Annotated in this window: 17 protein-coding genes; 6 read left to right on the forward strand and 11 right to left on the reverse strand. The window is 44.3% G+C overall.

Translation table 11 applies throughout. The features are described 5' to 3' along the window. Positions 1-230 precede the first annotated feature (230 nt). From I8J31_RS12075 to I8J31_RS12090, 4 genes are all read right to left on the reverse strand, one after another. Complete coding sequence (locus I8J31_RS12075) at positions 231-1,712, reverse strand: carboxypeptidase M32 (protein WP_199468823.1); 1,482 nt, start codon at positions 1,710-1,712, stop codon at positions 231-233. A gap of 179 nt (positions 1,713-1,891) precedes the next feature. Next, on the reverse strand, positions 1,892-3,631 hold the full coding sequence (gene dld / locus I8J31_RS12080; RefSeq protein WP_199468824.1) for a D-lactate dehydrogenase: 1,740 nt from the start codon (positions 3,629-3,631) through the stop codon (positions 1,892-1,894). A gap of 159 nt (positions 3,632-3,790) precedes the next feature. Further along, positions 3,791-7,510: a pectinesterase family protein gene (locus tag I8J31_RS20895; protein WP_233402750.1), complete on the reverse strand. Its 3,720-nt coding sequence runs from the start codon at positions 7,508-7,510 to the stop codon at positions 3,791-3,793. A gap of 229 nt (positions 7,511-7,739) precedes the next feature. Next, on the reverse strand, positions 7,740-7,952 hold the full coding sequence (locus I8J31_RS12090; RefSeq protein WP_199468825.1) for a hypothetical protein: 213 nt from the start codon (positions 7,950-7,952) through the stop codon (positions 7,740-7,742). Positions 7,953-8,051: 99 nt separating this feature from the next. On the opposite strand from I8J31_RS12090, the gene I8J31_RS12095 reads away from it, so the two are divergent. The 3 genes from I8J31_RS12095 (at position 8,052) to I8J31_RS12105 (ending at position 11,067) form a co-directional block, all read left to right on the forward strand. Further along, positions 8,052-8,432, forward strand: coding sequence for a DoxX family protein (locus I8J31_RS12095; protein ID WP_199468826.1), 381 nt, complete (start codon positions 8,052-8,054; stop codon positions 8,430-8,432). Positions 8,433-8,730: 298 nt separating this feature from the next. Continuing rightward, on the forward strand, positions 8,731-9,537 hold the full coding sequence (locus I8J31_RS12100; protein ID WP_199468827.1) for a DODA-type extradiol aromatic ring-opening family dioxygenase: 807 nt from the start codon (positions 8,731-8,733) through the stop codon (positions 9,535-9,537). A gap of 153 nt (positions 9,538-9,690) precedes the next feature. Beyond that, positions 9,691-11,067 (forward strand): FAD-binding oxidoreductase, encoded by a 1,377-nt coding sequence (locus I8J31_RS12105; RefSeq protein WP_199468828.1) that lies wholly within the window; start codon positions 9,691-9,693, stop codon positions 11,065-11,067. Between the two features lie 58 nt (positions 11,068-11,125). Here I8J31_RS12105 and purU read toward each other — a convergent pair whose 3' ends face one another. The 5 genes from purU to I8J31_RS12130 all read right to left on the reverse strand — a co-directional run bounded on the left by purU (position 11,126) and on the right by I8J31_RS12130 (position 17,411). Further along, positions 11,126-11,992, reverse strand: coding sequence for a formyltetrahydrofolate deformylase (purU, locus tag I8J31_RS12110; protein WP_199468829.1), 867 nt, complete (start codon positions 11,990-11,992; stop codon positions 11,126-11,128). Between the two features lie 83 nt (positions 11,993-12,075). Further along, positions 12,076-12,765, reverse strand: coding sequence for a sarcosine oxidase subunit gamma (locus tag I8J31_RS12115; RefSeq protein WP_199468830.1), 690 nt, complete (start codon positions 12,763-12,765; stop codon positions 12,076-12,078). Then, the gene (locus I8J31_RS12120) at positions 12,758-15,802 is read right to left on the reverse strand and encodes a sarcosine oxidase subunit alpha (protein ID WP_199468831.1); all 3,045 of its coding nucleotides are present in this window, start codon (positions 15,800-15,802) and stop codon (positions 12,758-12,760) included. Before I8J31_RS12120 ends, I8J31_RS12115 begins: the two co-directional genes overlap by 8 nt. 12 nt (positions 15,803-15,814) lie before the next feature. After that, the gene (locus I8J31_RS12125) at positions 15,815-16,108 is read right to left on the reverse strand and encodes a sarcosine oxidase subunit delta (RefSeq protein ID WP_199468832.1); all 294 of its coding nucleotides are present in this window, start codon (positions 16,106-16,108) and stop codon (positions 15,815-15,817) included. A 49-nt stretch (positions 16,109-16,157) separates the two neighbouring features. Beyond that, the gene (locus I8J31_RS12130) at positions 16,158-17,411 is read right to left on the reverse strand and encodes a sarcosine oxidase subunit beta family protein (protein WP_199468833.1); all 1,254 of its coding nucleotides are present in this window, start codon (positions 17,409-17,411) and stop codon (positions 16,158-16,160) included. A gap of 617 nt (positions 17,412-18,028) precedes the next feature. Between I8J31_RS12130 and I8J31_RS12135 the strand changes: the two genes are divergently transcribed. From I8J31_RS12135 to I8J31_RS12145, 3 genes are all read left to right on the forward strand, one after another. After that, the gene (locus I8J31_RS12135; RefSeq protein WP_199468834.1) at positions 18,029-18,877 is read left to right on the forward strand and encodes a DUF4062 domain-containing protein; all 849 of its coding nucleotides are present in this window, start codon (positions 18,029-18,031) and stop codon (positions 18,875-18,877) included. A gap of 116 nt (positions 18,878-18,993) precedes the next feature. Further along, complete coding sequence (locus tag I8J31_RS12140; RefSeq protein ID WP_199468835.1) at positions 18,994-20,547, forward strand: TIGR04141 family sporadically distributed protein; 1,554 nt, start codon at positions 18,994-18,996, stop codon at positions 20,545-20,547. Positions 20,548-20,600: 53 nt separating this feature from the next. Next, positions 20,601-21,050, forward strand: coding sequence for a hypothetical protein (locus tag I8J31_RS12145; protein ID WP_199468836.1), 450 nt, complete (start codon positions 20,601-20,603; stop codon positions 21,048-21,050). Between the two features lie 191 nt (positions 21,051-21,241). On the opposite strand, the gene I8J31_RS12150 is transcribed toward I8J31_RS12145, so the two are convergent. Together I8J31_RS12150 and I8J31_RS12155 are read right to left on the reverse strand one after the other, a co-directional pair. Next, positions 21,242-21,490, reverse strand: coding sequence for a hypothetical protein (locus I8J31_RS12150; RefSeq protein WP_199468837.1), 249 nt, complete (start codon positions 21,488-21,490; stop codon positions 21,242-21,244). Between the two features lie 66 nt (positions 21,491-21,556). Then, entirely contained in the window at positions 21,557-21,892 is a 336-nt protein-coding gene (locus I8J31_RS12155; protein WP_199468838.1) for a zinc ribbon domain-containing protein YjdM, read from the reverse strand. Positions 21,893-21,963 lie beyond the last annotated feature (71 nt).

The raw sequence follows: 21,963 nt of genomic DNA on the forward strand, positions 1-21,963 counted from the left end.
AGACGTTTTAGGCTGAAAGTCCTACAAAAGACTTTTTGCTTTCCTTTAAACTAAAGTTTTGTATCGCAGCTCTTTGTTTCAAAGAAAGAAGTTACCCGCTCAGCTTTTACCTGAATTAAAGAGCGGAATAAAGCTTATGAATGCAAAGCATTCGAGTGGAAGTCGACAAAGACATAACCCCTCCCCTTAAAAAAGGGAGGGAACAAGCAGCTTTTAAAAATCCAATTAAACTACAAATACCGCCCTTCCAAATGCTTCCTAAAATGCGCGGCATTCAAAGTCTCCCCGGTGGCGCGTTTGACCAGTTCATCCGTGCTGTGCAGTGAGGCTTGTGACCAGATGTTGTCGTTGAGCCATTGGAAGATGGGGCTTAGATCGCCACTTTCAATGGCAACTTCTAGATCAAGGCTTTTCACCATGCTGGCTTTATACTGTGCGGCGTACATGGCACCGAGTGTGTAGGATGGAAAGTAGCCGAAGGCGCCGTCTGTCCAATGGATGTCTTGCATGCAGCCATTTTTATAGTTGTCTTGGGTTGAAAGACCAAGGCTGGCTTTCATTTTTTCGTCCCAAATGTCCGGTACGTCGGTGTGTTCGATTACGCCGTTAATGAGGTCTCGCTCTATTTCATAACGCAGTATCACGTGAGCTGGGTAGGTTAGCTCGTCGGCATCCACCCGAATAAAGCCTTTCTCTACTTGGGTGTAGATTTTATACAGGTTTTCTTCGGCAAATACGGGGTCTTGATGGGCGTTAAAGGCATCCATTGATAATCGAGAAAGATGTGAAATAAACGACTTACTGCGCCCTACCTGCATTTCAAAGAAAAGCGATTGGGATTCATGTATCCCCATGGATCGTGCTTCACCCACGGGCAAACCGGAAAAGGCTTTCGGTAAACCTTGTTCATAACGGGCATGGCCAGTTTCATGCACTATGCCCATCAGCGCTTGCACAAAGTCTTTTTCATCGTAACGGGTCGTTATGCGTACATCAGAGGGTACGCCACCACAGAATGGATGAACGCTTTGGTCTAATCGGCCGTGGTTGAAGTCAAACTGAAGTAACTTCATCACCTCTAAACCAAGGGCTTTTTGTCTATCGGTTGAAAAAGTGCCCGATGGCAAAATGATAGAGTCGGATCGCTGCTTTTCCAATGCCTTTTCTATTAGCTCTGGCAGCCATGTTTTTACATCAGTAAATAACATATCAAGGGAGGACGTTGTGGTGCCCGGTTCAAATTTATCGAGCATGGCATCGTAAGCGGTCAGCCCTAGTGCTTCACCACGGATTTTGGCTTCTTCACGGGACAAGGCCACCACTTCTTTCCAGTTTTTCTCGAAGCCTTTCCAATCGTTTTCTTGTCGTTGTGTACGCCAAGTGTGTTCGCATTTAGAACCGGCGATGGATTGCGCCTGAACCAGTTTTTCTGGCACTAGGGTCGCTTGTTGCCACTGTCGTTTCATTTCACGCAGGCTGGCTTGTTGCTCGGTGGTTAATGGCGCTTGTTCGGCATGGCCAAACCAGTCTTCTAACTGTGGCTGAGTCGATAACCTATGAACATGAACCGATAACTCCGCCATAGCGTTTGAGCGTGCTTCGCTACCGCCTGCTGGCATATTGGCCGCTGCGTCCCAACCCAACATGGCTTGGGCATGATTGAAATGATGAATGGTTTGGTAATGCGCTATAAGCTGATCGTAATGTGACATGGTTGGCTTCTATTCCATTTAGAAAATTTCAGACATCTTATTACAGAGGACGTGATAGGGACAGAAGCCTACCGTTACATTTTTACAAAACCAATTAATACTTATTTCTACACTAAAAAGCCGAGGCGTTTTTTTAACGCCTCGGCTTTGTCATATAAAACCCTTAAGACTCTTTCGCTTTAACAGCCACAACCCGTATGGTCGTGATCGTCGCTCAATACCTGCCAGTTTTTCAGTTTGCTGGTTTTGCCGATTCCTGGGTTAAGGGCGTTGGTTGGGTCTGTCTGTTGGTAGAAATCACGCAAGGCTTGTTTGGCTATGTATTCATGGCCTACGTTATGCTCTGCTGGGTATTCCGCACCACGGGCATCGTAGCTAGCGAGGATTTCCGCTTTCACCGCTTTGGCGTCCACGCCTTTTTTCATGATGTAGTTTTGGTGCATGACGTGACAAAAGAAATGCCCGTAGTACATTTTCACGGCAATTTTGTCATCGATCTCTGGTGGGAGTTTTTCAAACCAGTCGAGCTCGTTGCGTGGGAACGCCACGTCGATGGTCATGATAGACCCTAGGTCTTTGCCTTTCATTAAATGATAACGGCCCAATGCGCCAGCGGTAACAAAGCGATGCAAAATGGCTTTGTCGGCTTCCTCATCGGTGCATTCGATAAAATCGCCTTCGTGTTCTTTAAAGAAATTTTCTAGGTAGGCTTTTGCTTCGTCTACCCCTTCGTTACAGGTTTCCACTATCCAGTGGTGTTCGTACTTGTCTCGGTATTCTTCCATGCGTTTGGGCAAATGGTTTGGAAACAACTGGCTAAAATACTGCAAACACAGGTCAGAAAATTTGCTCGGCATGAATTTAAATTTGCCTGCCCATCTGTCTACCGTACGCTTAAGGGCGAACATTTTAGGAATGTATTTGGTGCCGAGTTTGTCGATCACCAAGAAGCTGTCTTTACCGTATTTTTTACTGATGTCGTAACTGTCTCTGTGCATATACTCACCAGACACGGGGAGGTTTTTAAAGGTAGACAACATGTCTCGGCGCATTTGCTCCATGACCGCAGGGTCATTGGTGCCGATGTAAAACACTTGGTGTTTCTCAGGAATTGGGAAGGTATCAATGCGCACCGCAAACACCGCCAATTTACCAGCACAACCAGAGGCTTCGTATAAGCGGCGCGGGTCAGCATTAAAGCGGGATGGGGTTTCGGCATCCACGTCTCTTATGCGTTCATGGTATTCATTGTCGGAAGCCCGTTTGTCGGGGAAATGTACGTCTTTTTCTTTGTAGTGTTTGTTTTGCAGATTTTCTAGAATCTCCTCTGGCTTCGCCCCAAGGTCGATGCCTAGGTTGTTGACCAGTTGTAACTCTCCGTCGCTAGTGACTTGAGCGTACAAGGACATTTCCGTATAAGCTGGCCCACGCTGTACCAAGGCCCCACCAGAGTTATTACAAATCCCACCCACAATGGATGCACCAATACAAGACGAGCCAATCACTGAATGGGGTTCTCGTCCGTAGGGCTTAAGGGTGTCTTCTAGACCAAATAAGGTGCTGCCTGCAAATCCAATAATTTGCTTGCCTTGGTCAACCAGTTGGATATCGTCAATGCGCATGGTGCTGATCACCACAATCGGACGGTCATAGTCTTCGCCGTTCGGGGTTGAACCGCCCGTCAAACCGGTATTGGCCGCTTGCATGATGACGATCACATCGGCATCGACACAGACTTTTAATACCTTCCAAATTTCCACCAAACTACCGGGACGCACCACGGCATAGGCATTACCTGCCCCTAGACGAAACCCTCGGCAATAGGGCTGTTTCTTATCTTCGTCTAATAATGTGTACTGGCTACCGACAATAGCCTTAAGGTCATCAGCAATATCAACATGAGAATGGGACTGGGTCATAAAGGTACTTCGCCATGGCAATGGGTTTAAGATGCAGCAAAGTATACTCGACTTCACTCAAGGTAAAAAATACAAAGGGCCAAATCTTTATGGATTTAGCCCTTTAAATTTTGATCTAAGTCATGCATAAAAATCAGATGACCCTTTACGATCAACTTTTCAGAGAGATTCAAAGGCACCAAGATCAGGTGCCGAGCCACTGTAATTTAAACCTAGGTTTACGCCAGCATCGATCAAATCACTGTCACTTTTTAGTTGAAAAAAATTAACCACGGGTAAGCTGCCATCGGCCTGACGCATACCTAATAGTTCATCCATGTTTAGGCTCACGAAATCCGCTGATGACGCGGTATCGTTATCCCAACTGTTGTTTGACATGTTTTCTTCTAGCGCACCAAATTTATCACTGCTGATAGTATTTAATGAGATGCTATTTTTGATCTCTAGTTTATTGAGAATACGTTCCGCGCCATCGCTTAAACCGTAGTTACGATGGTTCGCGTAGGCAATGGCATGGTGCAAAGTCACCTTGCCGCGGTTACTGTTTTGGTCATAGCCATCTTTGCTGTTACCTGCGGCAATGGTGTTCAGGTAAAGGCCATTATGGGCCAAGTCTTTATCATCACTGCCACCGGTTTTAAAGCCGTTGCCATCGCCAAGTCCTTTGCTGCCATTTTCCTGATAGCCGTTACGCACCATCCAAGAATATTCCCACGTGGTGAGAATATCTTGGTTATTGTCACGCAAGTAGCCATCAAAACCATCGTCTAAGTTCTGATACGCTCGGCACCCGTAAAAGTAATTCCCCGTCCCTACACCCAGTTTTGCAGCAAAGCCATCGGCGTTTTCTTGGGTAGAGTCGGCGTTGTAGTAGGAATCTGAGTTTTTCACAAAGTTATAAGAGGCTCCCTGATCCAACTGCAACCCAGTATCCGCATTGCCACGGAATGACATAAATTCCACCGTATTATGGGAACCGCTCATGTGCATGCCATTATCGCCAGCACGTTGAATGTCAAAGCCATAGATGTGCCAGTAATTGCCAAGCACATCAAAGCCTCGATGCTCAAAATGTTCCGTCATGCTAGAAAAGTCAATGATTGGTCGTTCATCTCCCGGATAGGCACTCAAAACAATGGCCTGAGCCTCTGTACCACTCTGTTCCAACACAATGGTAGACGACATATTGTAAGTCCCTTGGCGAATGTAGATAACATCGCCCGCCCTTGCTGTCGATATCGCACTCACTAATTCATCTGTTGAGGTGACCTGGGTGGCATTAGCAACAAGGTTATCCATAAATGAAGGTAACCCATTGGTTAACGGTTCGTTGTTAGCCCCTGCCAGTTGTGCGGCTGGCAATGTTGGCGCCGCAGCGGAGCTTGATGCACTGTTATTTGAGTTTCCCCCCGTACCTGTGCCATTGTCGTTATAGCCATCCACGCCACAGTTTTCTTTGTTCTCTGGCATCGGGTTCCAACCTTTTCCGCCGTCAAACGCCGAAAAGATCTGAGCGCGAGAACAGTAGTGATTAGCGACTTCACTTTCGGTTAATTCATAGGAATGCGTTGCCAAGCGATCGGCAAGGTCGCGTTTGTTGCCATTGAAATCCATGGAATTAAATTCGCGCCAGCCTGCAACACTTTGGGCAATACTGGGCGTTGGTAATGGCTCATTTAACCACCCCACTGGTTTGATGTGGTTATCCATGTGCGTATTCACAAAAACAATATTGTCGTAACAACCAGAACAACCACCGCTACGACCAAGGTAAGTTGACTTGTCTACGATAGGATGACCCAGAGGACCGTTACCGCGAGTGAGTCGCGAGTTTAAGAAAACATAGCCCACGTCACCTTCATCCTGAACTCGTGCTTGCAGTATGTAGCCGCCGCCCACTTTGCCACGGGAGTCGCCTAGGGTTCGGATTTCACTTTTCTCAAAAAGTGATGCTTTGCTGTAGCCCCAAATAAAGTCTACGTTACCCGCCACAAGCGTATTGTAGAACCAGGTCCAGCCTTTTAGGTGCAAGGTATCTTGCTCACTAATAAAGGCGGAGTTAGTGGCAATTAAACGGCCGTTAGGACTATTAAAAGTAATGGTTTCTGCTTGATGGCCATCACCAATCAAGGTGGTGTTTTTCAACGTCAAGTTATCCAGCGTGAGCATGTCGACATCTTTCGCTAAAAAGACAGCACGGTTGCTTGAACCTGAATTCATGCCTTCGTTATTTTTATAACGAATAATGGTGCCATTTTTCGTTTCGCCTTTGATCGTGACATTGTTTTTATCAACCAAGAATAATGGCTCTTCATACACCCCATTTTTAATTCTAATGGTGACAGGTTCATCGACAGAAAAGTGCTTCATCACGAAGTTCAAAGCGCCCTGCACAGTACGAAAATCCGCATAGTGGTCATGGTAATCCACCAAGTATTCCGCTTTATTTGCATCAGGTTGATGCAAACGCGTAGTAAATGTCCAAGCACTTTGCTTACCAATGCCCTTAAATACTTGACCCGCTAAGGTAGCCCCTGAAAAAGCCGTATCTGAGATGGCAACATAGTAGTTAACACCCGCTTCTAATGTATTCGTATGCAATGAAATACTGGCCGTATTGCCATTGATACGGACGGGGTTTGTTTTCATTGTTCTGGTTTTATTCGCCCCAAAAGTGTCTGACTCATTTGTTAAACTGACTTTATCGATCAACGCATCATCGCTGCTTCTGAAAATACGAATAGAACCTTCCCCCAAGGTTGGCTCGGAATCAAAGCGCAGTGTTAACTGAGTATCTTCGTAGGCATTTAGCTCACCCTGAGTTGGCGACAGTTGATGGGTAAAATCGTAGCTTGCCAATGGCATCACAAATCGAGGCGCAATGCTCGCGGCTATTTTACGCTGCAAATTTGAACCACTACGGAAGGTAACCGTTGCCTCACCCGCACTCACCGGCGTTAGGGTAACGGAGCCATTTTCCTGAGTCACTTCAACGACAGCAGGGTCACTGGAAACAACGCTGATGGAATCGGCCTCACCTTGCTCGGTTTTGGCGATCACGGTAATCACTTTTGCAGCGTCTCCCACTTCTGCGTCGTAACGTGTTTCACTGGGTGAAATAACTAATGAAGCAGGAATGTCATCGGCATTACCGACTTTTATGTCATCAATTTCAAACGACTTATTGGCCGTCCATAGGCCAATGGTGCCAGCATCGGTGAACGTCGCATCCGTGATGCTGGCTAATTTGTCACCATCAAAATAGACCGTCAGCGTATCGCCCTTCACCACTAATCTTAAGGAATACCATTGACCGTCTAACTCGCCCTTAGCACCTTGAACGATAGGTGATTTCACTTTCTTCATGCGAGAAAGCGCACCATTGGTCATTTTGGCAATTTCTACTTGGGTGCTGCTGACGGAGTTTTGCACGTTCATCACGCCTGCATACCAGTTGTTACCATCCTGATAGCGAGCCAACAAATAAAGTTGTTTATTTGCTGCCGAGGAGTTATTACGTGGGCGTATTTTGGCTTCCACATAATAGTCTGAAGTGATCCCACTCATCGCTTCTGGTGTGGCTAAAGCAATAATACCGCCCGATGTGCCAGAGGTATGACGCAGTACATAGTTGCCATTATCGTTAACAATATCGAATGCACCATTCGGTTTTAGCGCATTGATATTATCTGGATAGAGGCTCCAATTATTGGTGTTATTGTGAGAAAAATCGTCGCAAAAATATAAGCCAGACGAGGGACATTGCCATGCGGCATTATTAATCGAGTTAGATTCTTCCGAATAAACCATAGAGGAGATAGCAAAGCTCGCAAGCAATGCACTGGACGCACAAATCCTGTTTACAATTGAGTACTTCATGTACAAATACCTTTATTATATTTATTTTTATTTGATGCCTCAGCAGACAAACCCGCCTGCTTTACACATCTACCACCATTTATAAAACAGATGCGTTTCATTTTTAATGAAATGCAATTTTAACAAAATGGTTTTGTTAGATTAGAAGCTCTTGAAAAATTTTCAATAAATACTTTTCGATAAAGGCATTTATTTAACGGTTTTTATTGCTATTCACCTATGCATACATTTAGGACGACATAACAGCAATATAAACATCTATGACGACTTCTGGCATTGCCTTCTCCAGAAAAGCCAAGTCTTCTCCTGCTGGTAGTAAGGCTTTTTCTAGTGCTGTATTGGCTTCCAGCATGCTTGGCTCTGCGCCAGGAAGTACCGAAAAGTATCCTGTGTGGTCTGATTCATATTGATGGTACACGCCATACATAACCATCAACAACATAACTAAAAATTAACCAGAACATAAAATACTATCAATTTTAATTAACCCATCATTCTCTATACTGGCTTACATCAACGAAACGAACATAACGGGTGACTTATGAATACATTTAAAAAATACGGCTTTTGGGCAATTCTTGGACTTACTGCATTGGCATTTCTTGCTGGCGGTGTTGGTAAACTGATGGGTGTTGAAATGATGCATCAATCATTTGCAACACTTGGTTTACCAGTATTCTTCGGATACTTCATTGGCGCTTGCGAGATTGCTGGTGCGATTGGTATTTTCATCAAGAAACTTAGCTCTCTCGCCGCTGTTGGCTTGGGTTTAATCATGGCTGGTGCAATGTACTACCACCTTATGTTTGACCCACAAGGCTTCCCAGTAGCTGCGCTGTTGTTTGTCTTCTCAATTGTTATCTTCTTTGTTAACAAAAAACACAGTGTTGTATTCGGTAAAAACCAAGCAGCTATCGCTTAAAACCTTGGTCTAAATAACGAACAAAGACCACCCTTTGGTGGTCTTTCTCTATCTAAACTTCTATTTGAGACCTGTGCATGAAGTCACGAGCAAAGCCAAGACGAGGCAAAAATAGACGAAAAAGCGGACACTTACATGGATGTAAGTGTTAGGGCGACGCAGGATGCCAAAGCCGCGTTTATGGGTTATAAATGAGCACTTTGAGTCTATTTTTAACAATGTATTGGTAAGCACAGCAGTCGTGCAAAGGTCTCTATTTGGATGTCATCAAACATCACGATGAAACATAGGTATTTTTATGCCAGAGCTTAATAGTACTCACGATACAAATGAGTTAATGCCAGTTATCTACGTACCTCACGGTGCAGGGCCCATGCCCCTTATGGGCGAACCCGGTCATAAAGATCTTATTGGCTTTTTAAAAAACATTCATACTGAATTAAAAACGCCTAAAGCCATCTTAATCATTAGTGGTCATTGGGAAGGAAAAGTGGCTATGGTGTCTTCGTCACCAGCGCCAAAGATGTTTTACGATTACGGTGGTTTTCCACCTGAAACGTATGAATATCAATACCCAGCACCGGGCAATCCAGCAATTTCTCAGGAAGTGGCTGACTTATTAAAATCCCACCACATTGATTGTGTACTGGATGATAAAAGAGGCTACGATCATGGTGTATTCGTACCTTTAATGCTGATGTACCCTAACGCTGATATTCCCGTTGTACAGCTGTCTTTATTGAACTCTTTGGATCCAGCCAAACACATCGCCTTAGGCGAAGCCATCACTTCACTACGTCAAAAAGGGGTATTGATTGTTGGGTCAGGCATGACATTTCATGAACGCGATGCCACCTTTGACCACAGTGTTCAGTTTGATCATTGGCTAACGGAAACCCTTACCTCTACGCCTATTGAACAAGCAAAAGAAAAGCTTACCAATTGGGCATCGGCTCCTGCGGCGCGTAACTGTCACCGTAGAGAAGACCACTTATTGCCTCTGCATGTTTGTTTTGGTGCTGCGATTTCGAACAACCAACCTGCGGAAAGAATCTATTCTGGTTCTTTATTCGGGTGGCGTCATTCAGGTTTCTTATGGCGTTAAACTTCTTGTAGAGCTCTTTGATCTCCATAAAAAAACCGTTCCTCTGAACGGTTTTTTTATGGTAGTCGCCACCTGCCTTCATCATGTAGACTCTTAAATCGGCAAGCATTCTGCCCTACAACAATAACGATCAAACAATTTTAGGCTCTATTCATGAATGATGTTATCTCACAACTTACGGACACTCTTGGAGAAAAAGCGGTTATTACAGGCGCCTCAGTCGGCGACAAATACAAAACAGACTGGAGTGGTTTAGAAGGGTTACTGCCTAGTACCGTGGTTAGAGCGTCCTCAACTGAAGAGGTAGCCAGCATTTTAAAAATATGTAATAGCGCCAAGCAAGCGGTTGTTATCCAAGGCGGTATGACAGGTATTAGTGGTGGCGCGGTGCCACAAGAGGGTGAGATCGCCATTTCCCTAGAAAAAATGTCTGGCATTATTGAAGTGGATGTCGACTCTATGACCATCACTGCCCATGCTGGTACGCCATTACAAGTGGTGCAAGAAGCGGCCGATGAAGCCGGGCTTTTTTTACCTCTTGATATGGGTTCTCGTGGCACCTGCACTGTCGGCGGTGTTGTTGCAACCAACGCAGGCGGCAATCAGGTCATACGCTATGGTGCAACAAGATCTCTCGTCCTTGGCTTAGAAGCCGTACTTCCTGACGGTACCATCATTAGCTCGCTGAATAAAATGCTAAAAAACAACGCGGGTTACGACTTAAAGCATATGTTTATCGGCTCAGAAGGCACCCTAGGGATTGTGACAAAAGCGGTAATGCGCCTTTACCCTAAAATGACATCCACACAAACCGCATTGTGCGCCCTGCCCGATTTCACCAGCGTGTTAAAACTGCTTAAAAAAACCTTCTCCACACTCGGCGATGGCATTACTTCATTCGAAGTCATGTGGGCCAATTATTATGATGAAGTGGTCGAAACGGTTGAACAGGCAAAAAGCCCGTTTATAGAAAAATACCCATTTTATGCCTTGGTGGAATACAAAAGCCAAGACCGTATTCACGATATGGAACAGTTTTCGAGTGTCTTATTTGAAGCCATCGAAGACGGCATCATTGCCGATACCATTCTTGCTCAGTCATTGAAAGAAGCCGATGTTTTTTGGACGATTCGCGATGGTATCGGCGAACTTCTGACCACCATGGGCCCTGTGGTAAATACCGATATCAGTGTCCCTATCAGCCAGATGAAAGCCTTTATAGAGCAACTTGAACCGGCCCTCTACGAAGCCTTCCCTAACGTCAAACTACGCATCTTTGGCCACATTGGTGACAGCAACTTACACGTGTGCGCGGGAACCGGCTCGGAACAAGACCTAGACGCTATCTCCGCTATGATCATGGGCGTCACAGGCGAATACAAAGGTTCTGTCTCCGCTGAACACGGCATTGGCGTATTAAAGAAAAAGTATTTACACCACTCCAGAACCCCAGAAGAAGTCGCCCTAATGAAAACCTTAAAAAGTGCGATGGACCCGAATGGAATATTGAATTCAGGCCGGGTGATCTAACTCGGCTAAACTCTTTTCTTAGCTTAGAAACCTCAATAAGTTTTCTAAGCTACAAAGCCTAGCCACCAAGTACCACGGTACGTTTGTCATTTAAAAACACCCGTTTTTCTATATGGCATTTCACCGCGTTAAACAAGGTAACCCGTTCTATGTCTTGGCCTTTCGCCACCAGATCTTCAGGATAGTGAGCGTGATTAACCGTTTGAATACCTTGGGAAATAATTGGGCCTTCATCCAAGTCATTGTTTACATAATGGGCCGTCGCACCGACCATTTTTACGCCTTTCTCCCACGCTTGGTGATAAGGGCGAGCGCCTTTAAAACCGGGCAATAAAGAGTGGTGAATATTAATCGCTCGACCATCTAGATATTCACACATGCTAGGGGAAAGTACCTGCATATAACGAGCAAGCACCACCAGCTCGGTATCGTATTTCTCGATTAACTCACGAACTTTGGCTTCCTGCTCTAGCTTGCTCTCAGGGGTAATGGGCAGATGATAATAGGGAATGCCATGCCATTTCGCGAGATCTTCTAAATCTGGATGATTAGAGATGATGACAGTCACGTCGATATCTAGCTGCCCCGTTCTAAAGCGATAAAGTAAGTCGTTCAAACAATGGTCGTATTTCGACACCATGATGGCCACTTTTGGCTTATGGTCTGGTGCTGTCAGTTGCCACTCCATATTGAACTCAGCCGCACGGGCTGCAAAGGCTTTGGCAAACACATCGGCACTAAAGTTTTCCCCCTGTGGCAAAAATTCAATGCGAATAAAAAAGCGGCCTGACTCTCGGTCATCAAAAGAATGTATCTCGTCTATGTAGTTACCCGCTTCAGCCATGTAGCGCGTCACCACATCCACCGTGCCGATAATACTTGGGCAATTGGCAGTAAAGATCCAAGGAGCGGTTTTTGGCTTCATAACACTATCTCTTAATATCTTAATCAATAAAAAAGAACCGGTCGCCAAGTAGGGAAGCAACCAGTTCAAAAGGCTGAAAAGGATTAGGCTTTTACCGCCAAACCATATTCACGGCTCGCATCTTGAATCCATAACCATAAGTAATCCGCAAAACTACGACGAACCACCAATTCAAAATGCTTCTCACCTATACGACAAATGACGGCACCACTTTTCGCAAAAACAGTCGATACCACTTTTCCAACGGGAAACTCACTAATGTGAAAATCCACCGCTGTCGATTTTTTCAGCATGTCCACAACATGATCACCAGACACCTCAAAAATAGTCGAACCACCACTCACATTTACGATAGAAAAATGGCCTTTAAGCTTTTCATGGAAACGACTTTCCAGCTCAAACGCTTTATCACCCGCTACGATAATTAGCCATTCGTCGGGGCTAATCCAACGCACAGAAATAGCCTCTTCACCTTCTCCTTTCGTGACCGACGTTAATGGTTCCATTGGTAAAGCAACACCAAGCAAAGACTTAATGGTTTTTTGTTGTGCGGCTGAAGGCACACAACGTAACGTCAGCATGCCCATTAGTTTTTGTTCCCTAAAATACACGCCACCTTCTTGTGGGCCTTTTTGAGCGATACTGTCTAAATCAGCATGATGTAAAGGGCTTTCACCGACCACTTTGTCACCTACCGTGTTGTCGTCGGGTAGCTGATTTTCGACCAATTTGATTGGTTGTTCTTCTGGTGTTTCTAACGTGACATCAGACATGTTGACGCTCCCCTTTTGGATCTAAGAACACAGGGTTACAAATTTCGGCCTCGATCACGCGACCATCTGCCAATGGATAAAAGACTTTCTCGCCCATTTTTTCCAATCCCCCCTTAACAAAGCCCATGGCAATAGAACGATTCAAATTAGCGCTCCAATAACTGGAAGTAACATGACCAACCATTGGCATAGGGATCGGCGCATTAGGATCAAGCACACCTTGCGCGCCCTCTGGTAGCACGACTTTTGGGTCAATGGTTTTCAAGCCTACAAGTTGCTTACGATCTGGACGAACACAGTCTTCTCGCTGCATACCTCGCTTACCGATAAAGCTAAATGGCTTTTTCATCGCGACAGCCCAAGAAAGCCCTAAATCAAATGGGTGCACAGAGCCATCTGTATCCTGTCCCGCAATAATGAAGCCTTTTTCAGCGCGCAATATATGCATGGTTTCTGTGCCATATGGCGTAAGGTTAAACTCTTCTCCATGCTCAAATAATGCTTTCCACACATGCAAACCGTAGTTCGCTTGCACGTTTATCTCGAAGGACAATTCCCCCGTGAAAGAGATGCGGAAAACACGCGCAGGAATGCCAGCAACCTTCATTGTTTTCCAATCCATAAAGCCCATGCTGTCTTTAGAAACATCACCGTCAGTGATTTTTTCTAACAATTTACGACTATTCGGACCAGAGATCGTCATGGTTGCCCAATGGTCAGTCACCGTAGTGAAATACACTTCTAACTCAGGCCATTCGGTTTGATGGTAAATTTCTAACCACTCTAATACGTGCGCCGCACCGCCAGAAGTCGTGGTCATCAAGAAATGATTTTCGCCTAGGCAAGACGTCACACCATCATCGAATACCATGCCGTCTTCGCCGCACATCAAGCCATAGCGACATTTACCAATGGGTAATTTTGCCCATGCGTTACTGTAAACACGACCTAGAAATTCACGGGCATCTTTCCCCTGAATATCAATCTTACCGAGAGTAGACGCATCTAAAATGCCGACAGATTCTCGCGTTGCGACACATTCTCGGTTCAAAGCGTCTTGCATGGTTTCATTCGCCTTTGGGTAATACCAAGGACGCTTCCATAAGCCAACATCTTCAAACTTGGCGCCATGTTCCACATGCCAAGAATGCATCGCCGTGTAACGTTCTGGATCAAACAAAGCACCACAATCACGACCCGCTATTGCACCAAAGGTAACAGGCGTATAGTTCGGTCGGAATATGGTCGTACCCGTTTGAGGAATCGTTTGATTTAGCGTTTTTGCCGCAATCGCCATACCGTTAATGTTGCCAAGTTTGCCTTGGTCAGTACCAAATCCCATGGCGGTATAACGCTTAACATGTTCAATAGATTCAAACCCTTCACGGCACGCCAATTCGATACCCGCTGCGGTCACATCATTCTGATAATCTACAAACTGTTTAGGGGCTTTAGCCGTTGGCTTAGTGTGCGGTATATGGAACAAAGCCATCGCTTTGCTTTCTGTGATTTCTTCCGTCACTGGCAAAGCCACTTCAACTTCTGTCAATCCCAACAGTTGTACCGCATCCTGAGCAGCACTTAACCCTTCTAACAATGCCTGAGCGGTACTAAAAGAACCGTTAATCGCACCAGCAGTAAGTTGTTTCTGAACCGTTGCTCCTGGTGTGAAGCCTAGAATGTCATCGTTCCAAACAGGACGAGCGCCAGTGTGGCATGACAGGTGAATCACTGGGCTCCAACCACCAGATGAAGCGACGGTATCGGCTTTCATCTTCACGATGGAACCAGCCACTTCATCGCCAGCATCATTTAACGGTGCAATCGAAACGCCCGTTACTCGTTTGCCGCCTTGGACATCGATCACACCAGAGCCAACCATGATGGTAATGCCGCGTTCTCTTGCTGCGTCTACCAAGGTTCCTTGAGGATTCTTACGCGAATCCACAATCGCTACCACATTACGACCCGCATCGTGCCAATCTAACGCGGTGCGGTAAGCGTTATCGTTTGACGTCATTAGCACCAAATCATTACCCGGCACCACGCCATAACGGTTTATATAAGTCGATACCGCATTGGCAACCATGCAACCGGGCACATCGTTATTACCGAATACCAAAGGACGTTCATGAGCACCTGTTGCCAGAATCACCCATTTCGCACGAACACGATGCAAACGCTGGGCGACCTGACCGTTAGGCGCACGATCTGCAAACTGATCCGTACAATGTTGCTGAATGGTTAAGAAGTTGTGATCGTGATAACCATTAACTTGTGAATTAGGTAACATCATCACATCATCAAAAGTGGCTAATTCTTTCACCACATCAGTGACCCATTCAGACGCTGGCTTTCCATCTAAGGTTTCTGTGCTGCTTAATAAGCTGCCACCAAACTCGCTTTGCTCATCGGCAATAATGACTCGTGCCCCAGCCAGTGCTGCCGTTAATGCCGCCGCCAGCCCTGCTGGACCTGCGCCAACGATCATCACATCACAGTGCTGATTCATTTTGTCGTAACTATCTGGATCTCTTTCCTTTGGCGCACGACCAAGGCCTGCCGCTTTACGAATGTATGTCTCGTAGGTTTCCCACATGGATTGCGGGAACATAAAGGTTTTGTAGTAAAAGCCCGGTGGCATCATTTTCCCACCAACCTTACCTACGTATTCCATCAAATCGGTTTCGACACTTGGCCAACCGTTCGTCGTACCTGCGACCAAACCATCGTACAAAGATTGCTGAGTGGCACGAACATTAGGAATTTGCGTCGCTTCTGTCGCACCCACTTGCATGATGGCATTTGGCTCTTCTGCTCCCGCCGCCACAATGCCGCGAGGTCGGCTGTATTTAAAGCTTCGGCCAACAATATCCACACCATTGGCTAACAAAGCAGAGGCTAACGTATCCCCTGCATAGCCTTTGTATTGCTTGCCGTTATAAGTAAAGGTCAGCGTTTTAGAGCGATCTATTCGGCCACCATCCTGAAGACGATTAGACTGCTGTGAACCATGTGTATGTGAGCTAGATGTCATGTAATCGCTCCCTTATTGATCTGAATTGGCCACAACAGATGGCTGTTCACCAATCTTGTAGACTTCTTTAATTTCGTAAGTTTGAGTGTCGCGAGTAATGTTAAAAAACTTACGACAACCCGCCGCATGAACCCAAAGTTCGTGATGTATGCCTCTTGGGTTTTTACGAAAATACATGTATTCACCCCACTCTTGATCCGTGCAAGCGTCAGGGTCTAATGGACGAGGAATATGCGCTTGCCCAGAAGCATGAAATTCTTCTTCTTCGCGGTACTCACAACAATGAGGGCAATAAATATGAAACATTCTTTTTCTCCTAAATCGGTATTAACCTGCTAACTCGGTATTCACCCGATTAGTGGGCAACACCCGCTGCACCGTGTTCATCTACCAAGGCTCCGTTATGGAAACGGAACATAGAAAAAGGCTTAGCCAATTCGTGCATTTCGCCCTTCGCCAAAGACGCCGCGAAAACATGACCAGAGCCCGGTGTGGCTTTAAAACCACCCGTTCCCCAACCACAGTTAAAGAACAAGTTTTTCACTGGTGTTTCACTGATGATCGGACAAGCATCTGGACACGTATCAACAATGCCGCCCCACTGGCGGTTCATGCGTACTCGGCTAAACACAGGGAACATTTCCAACACCGCTTGAATAGTATGTTCGATGGTGCTGTAAGAACCGCGCTGACCATAACCGTTGTAGCCATCAATCCCCGCACCGATCACTAAATCCCCCTTATCGGACTGACTCGCGTAACCGTGAACATGGTTAGACATGACGACCGTATCCAGAATCGGCTTGATGGGTTCAGATACCAAGGCTTGTAAAGGATGGGACTCTAATGGCAACTCAAAGCCACCCATTTTCGCCAACACACTGGAATTACCAGCGACCACACAACCCACTCGATCTGCACGGATTTCACCGTATTGGGCTGTACGCACACCCACCACGGTTCCGTCTTCAATGATCAAATCTTGCACTTCGGTTTGTTGGATCAAATCCACACCATGAGCATCGGCACCACGGGCAAACCCCCATGCCACCGCATCGTGACGCGCGACACCCGCACGCGGCTGCCAAGACGCGCCCATCACTGGGTAACGAGCTCGGTCTGAACAATCTAAAACAGGAACGATTTCTTGCACTTGCTGAGCGTCTAATACTTCGCCATCAATACCGTTTAAACGGTTGGCATTCACACGGCGCTCAATATCTCGCATGTCTTGCAAGGTATGACCGAGGTTCAAACAACCCCGTTGGGAAAACATCACATTGTAGTTAAGGTCTTGGGACAAACCTTCCCACAGTTTCATGGCATGTTCGTATAAATGTGCCGCTTCATCCCATAAATAATTGGAACGCACAATCGTCGTATTACGTGCGGTATTACCACCGCCTAAAAAGCCTTTCTCGATGACCGCAACATTGGTGACACCAAACTCTTTAGCCAAGTAATACGCCGTCGCCAAACCGTGACCACCGCCACCGACAATGATCACATCGTATTTCTTTTTAGGGGTTGGATTACGCCACACCCGCTGCCAGTTTTCATGATGGCTAAAACTGTGCTTTAACAACCCAAAGCCTGAATAATGCTGCATCAGATCAGCTCCCTTACATAAACAACCGATTCAAACGGCTGCTGGAGTGGTGGAAAAAATTACAACGGATCGAAACCGTTTATATCGCATGAGAATCGCATGAGAGCTTGGCACTATGTGACGAGTACATATAATCGTGCGAAATTCTCACATCGATAATAGAGTCAAAGAATTACACCCTAATGCTTGGGAACGTCCAGCGAATGACAATTTACGACAGAGGAAGAAGTCGGCTTTGGGAAAGTTGGAAGGAAAGCACGGAGAGCGCAAAGCGTTTGCGTAATAAGTTTTGCTTTACCTAGCTAATATCCGCCCAATTAAAAAGTAACCACGCCTTACAAAACACTCGTACATTAAAGAAAACACACAAATTAAAAGTGGTTTTTAAAACGCATTTTATAGTAACGTCTAAGCATGATCAGGGAGGGTTTGTGTAGAGATGGAATTTACCTCTTCATTTAGTCTTCCTAATAAATTAAATAAAAAAATTCGCATGCTCGCTTTTCCAGTTTTGGTTTTGTGAAGAGCTTTATAAAATTATTTAGAGGTTTTTGAAATTCTCTCAACATGCGTATGCACTATTAAAAATAGTTACATTTGCAAGGAAAGTTTAGGATATGAGTTACGAAGCTAAAGTATTCAATGTAATGATTGCTTCACCGGGGGATGTAGCATCTGAAAGAGCAATCATTCGAGATGTGATTTATGAATGGAATGCTGTTCATTCTAAGTTACGAAATATTGTTTTGCTGCCTGTTGGATGGGAGTCTCATTCATCTCCAGAAATGGGAGCATCACCTCAAGAAATTATAAACAATCAAATTTTGGACAAATGTGACTTTCTTGTCGGTGTTTTCTGGACTCGTATTGGAACAGCCACAACTGAGTATGCAAGTGGAACTGTTGAAGAGATTGAAAAACATATTACCTCTGAAAAGCCCGCAATGCTCTATTTTTCGAGTCAACCAGTCGTAATAGATACCGTTGACCCTGACCAGTATTCGGAATTAAGTAGGTTCAAAAATTCTTGTCGATCTCGTGGCTTATATGAAGGTTATGATAGCCACTCTGATTTCAAAGAAAGATTTTATCGCCACCTTCAACTTAAACTTAATGAACACTCTTTATTTAAGTTTGAGGCAAATGATTCATTGTTACCTCAAAGCGAAATACTAGAATCAGATACTTCAATTCCAAAATTATCAAACGAAGCTCGTATACTACTTAAAGAAGCTAGCCTCGATAGTGATGGGAGAATTATGTCTCTAAGCTATAGTGGCGGTGATGACGTGCAAACAAATGGAAAAAATTTGATTTTATCTAAAGAACCAAGAGAGGTAGCTCGCTGGAAATCAGCTATACAAGAACTCGAGGTTGAAGAGTTGATCGAAGATCGTGGTCATAAAGGTGAAGTATTTAGAATTACTAACCTTGGTTATCAAATCGCGGACATGATCGAATTGTAAATATAACAAGCCATTGAAAAAGACAAAACAATCGACTTTATTCCTTCGACGCTTTTTAAACAACTATTTTATTGCCTCTAACGAGGCATTAGGTAACTGACATGGAGTCACATCTAATGAAACTGAATGTAGTTTGCTACTTGATCAAGGCAGGTGTAAATGAAGAGGATGCCTTAGACAAGGAGAAATTATCTAAGAGAACTCCTATAGAAATTAATGGAACGCCCTGTGGCCTTTATATTAAAAAAACTCACTCAGAACCAAAATGGTCAAAATTATTTAATAATATAAATGGTATTGATCCAAATATTTTTAGGTCGGAAAGTGTTAAAGGGCTTTTAGTTGTAAATATTGAAAACAGACTATTTGCGTTTACCTTTGGACATGGTAGGTCAATGTTAAAATCATTTATGGTGGAGCGTGGATTTGGATTACGGGTTACCCTCAATCTAGGAGATTCCGATCAAATAAAGTCAATCGATAAATCAACTTTAGAAAAGGTTTCTCTGAATACGCGTTCGCAAACATCAAAAAACACAAATGTAAATGACTTTGATTTTGAGTTTGATCAAGAAATATTAAAATCAATCTGCGCTGTAGTTGAAGACAGTGATACTGAGAGTTCGGAGGTGGTATCAGGTTGCGACTCTGTTTCAATAAATACTGAAATCGAGTTGGATATATTCCCAGATTTAGCAAAAAGACTACTTGTAGCTTATAGAGATGATAAATATCAACAAAAATACCCTTGGGTGGATTTTATTCAGTTTGTCTCTGACCCATCACTACTTCAACAGCTAAATGAAGAAATGGTTAAGCTTTTAAATGAAGGGAGATATGATGACGTATGGATTTCTCCACCAGAAGTTATCGATTACAATGATTTTTCGGGGTTTGTCTACAATATAAGAAAAGGCCAATCTCCATGCTTCCATAGCGAGCTAGATCTATCAACTTATATAGCCAAATCAAAGCCCAGAAAACCTATAACAGTTGACGCATTAAAAAGAAGGGAGATATTGAAATTTAATGCAGAAGAAAAAAATATTGGAGGCTGGCCAGTATTTCACTGTATGAATTGCGAGCTACCCCTGAATGATGAAACATACATTTTAAATGATGGAAAATGGTACCGTATTGACAGTGAATTTTCTGGGTCGGTAAACAACTTCTTCAATTCTTTAGATAGGTGTCAAATTGAATTTCCTCCCTATAATGGAATGAAAGAAGGTGAGTATTTGCGAAAAATAGCCGATGGTGAAAATTTTGCGCTGCTGGATCAGCAGTGGATTCATCCAAAAGGTACGGGTAATAGACTTGAATTTTGTGATTTACTTTCTCAGTGTGATGCATTTATTCACGTCAAGAAATATGGTTCTTCATCTGTTTTGAGTCATCTATTCTCACAAGCATCAGTGGCGACCGATTTCCTTTTGAATGACCCCAGTGTGCAAGAGCAGGTCAATAAGCACCTAGAGGAAACGTACTTGAGTGTAAATTTTAATAGTGAAGATAACCCTCGAAAATACAGAATTGTTCTTGCGATTATGCAAAAGAATGCCGGAGACCTTCATTTGCCGTTTTTTTCCAAAGTAAATCTTCGGCATCATGCAAGAAGACTAATTAATATGGGGTTCAAAGTTGAGCTTGCCAAAATCAACATTAGTTAATTGCCTAAAAGTATGTAAAATCATGCCCATTACGCGAAGACTATAACTAAAAGATGAAAATATTACCCAAAGAAACATTGCTTGTATGTGCTACTGGAGTGATACCAGCATTGATTGTTCAATATCGAGAGGGGATCAACCAGCTTAAAGAATTTGTATCTGGAGCTGTTGTACCTGATTATCTATTCTTTTACTTTTTGCTGTTCTTTGTTACTCATTTTTTTTCTGCATTATTCCTTTGGCTTTATGGGTATAAGATTAGTCCTGATAATCAGAGAACTGCAAAGACAATAATTAAGTATATTGGTGCAGTTGGCGATACGACACTAGGTATTTACCGCTTAACTGCTGGTTTATTATTTGCAATTCCACTACTTTGGAAATGGGTAGAGCCAGATAACCTCAATAACATACACTTTGTTGGACTAATATCACTTGCCTTATTATTTTTCGGTGGCGTGTTTGCTATTTCAAGTATAAATACATGGGCACATAAACGTTAGAAATCAATCAAGTTCGTTCTACTGTAACAGACATTGCAAAACAGCACCTTTGCTAGCTGCATTAACCAAACCCACTAAATACACTTCCAATATTCGAACATCATTTATGCACTTAGAGCCATATAGAGAATAACCCCACCCTAGCCCTTGTATCTCCCCTTGAAAAAGGGAGGAAACAGGGAGCGGTATGCTTAATGAATCTTATTGGGCCCTCTGCGAACCATGTCTTTTCCATTATCAAACACGTCTTGTGTGACCCAACGGCCGAGTACTAGCTGATGATTGTTGTCTAACACGGCAATAAAGGGTTTGCCTGTTTTGTTGTCGGTAGCTAAGGCAACGCCTTCTACATTGTTTAAGCCTAAACCGCCTTTTTCTACTAATAAAAGAAACGTTTCTAGTTCTTCTAGGGTGTCGATTATGTCGTTGTCGTTTATCATAAATGTGTTCTCGTTGACTCTTAAAAAGTTAAGGATACCTGTTGCGGTGGCGTGGTTAAAGGAAGCCTAGGCTTTTTTAACGAATTTTGCAGTCACCATCATTTCACCTGCGCCGTCGATTTTGCAATCCAGTTGGTGGTCTTTTTTATCGTAAATACGTTTGATCACGGCTTTGGTGCCGATCTTTAATGACTGTGAACTGCCCTTCACTTTTAGGTCTTTAATGAAGGTGATTTTATCGCCGACGGCTAACAATGCGCCATTTGAGTCTTGGACTTTTATGGCCTCTTCTTCCGCCACGGCAACAGGGTTCCACTCGTAGCCACACTCGGGACAAACGAGCAGTTCTTGGTCTTGGTAGACGTATTCGGATTGGCAACTTGGACAGGCGGGTAGAGACATAGTAAAACGCTTCTCGGTAATAAATTGGTCGTAATAGCTTTGTGCTGACCATGATAATAGGTCTTGTGGTT

It is taken from the genome of Marinomonas transparens (genome assembly GCF_016463975.1).
Lineage (GTDB): Bacteria > Pseudomonadota > Gammaproteobacteria > Pseudomonadales > Marinomonadaceae > Marinomonas > Marinomonas transparens.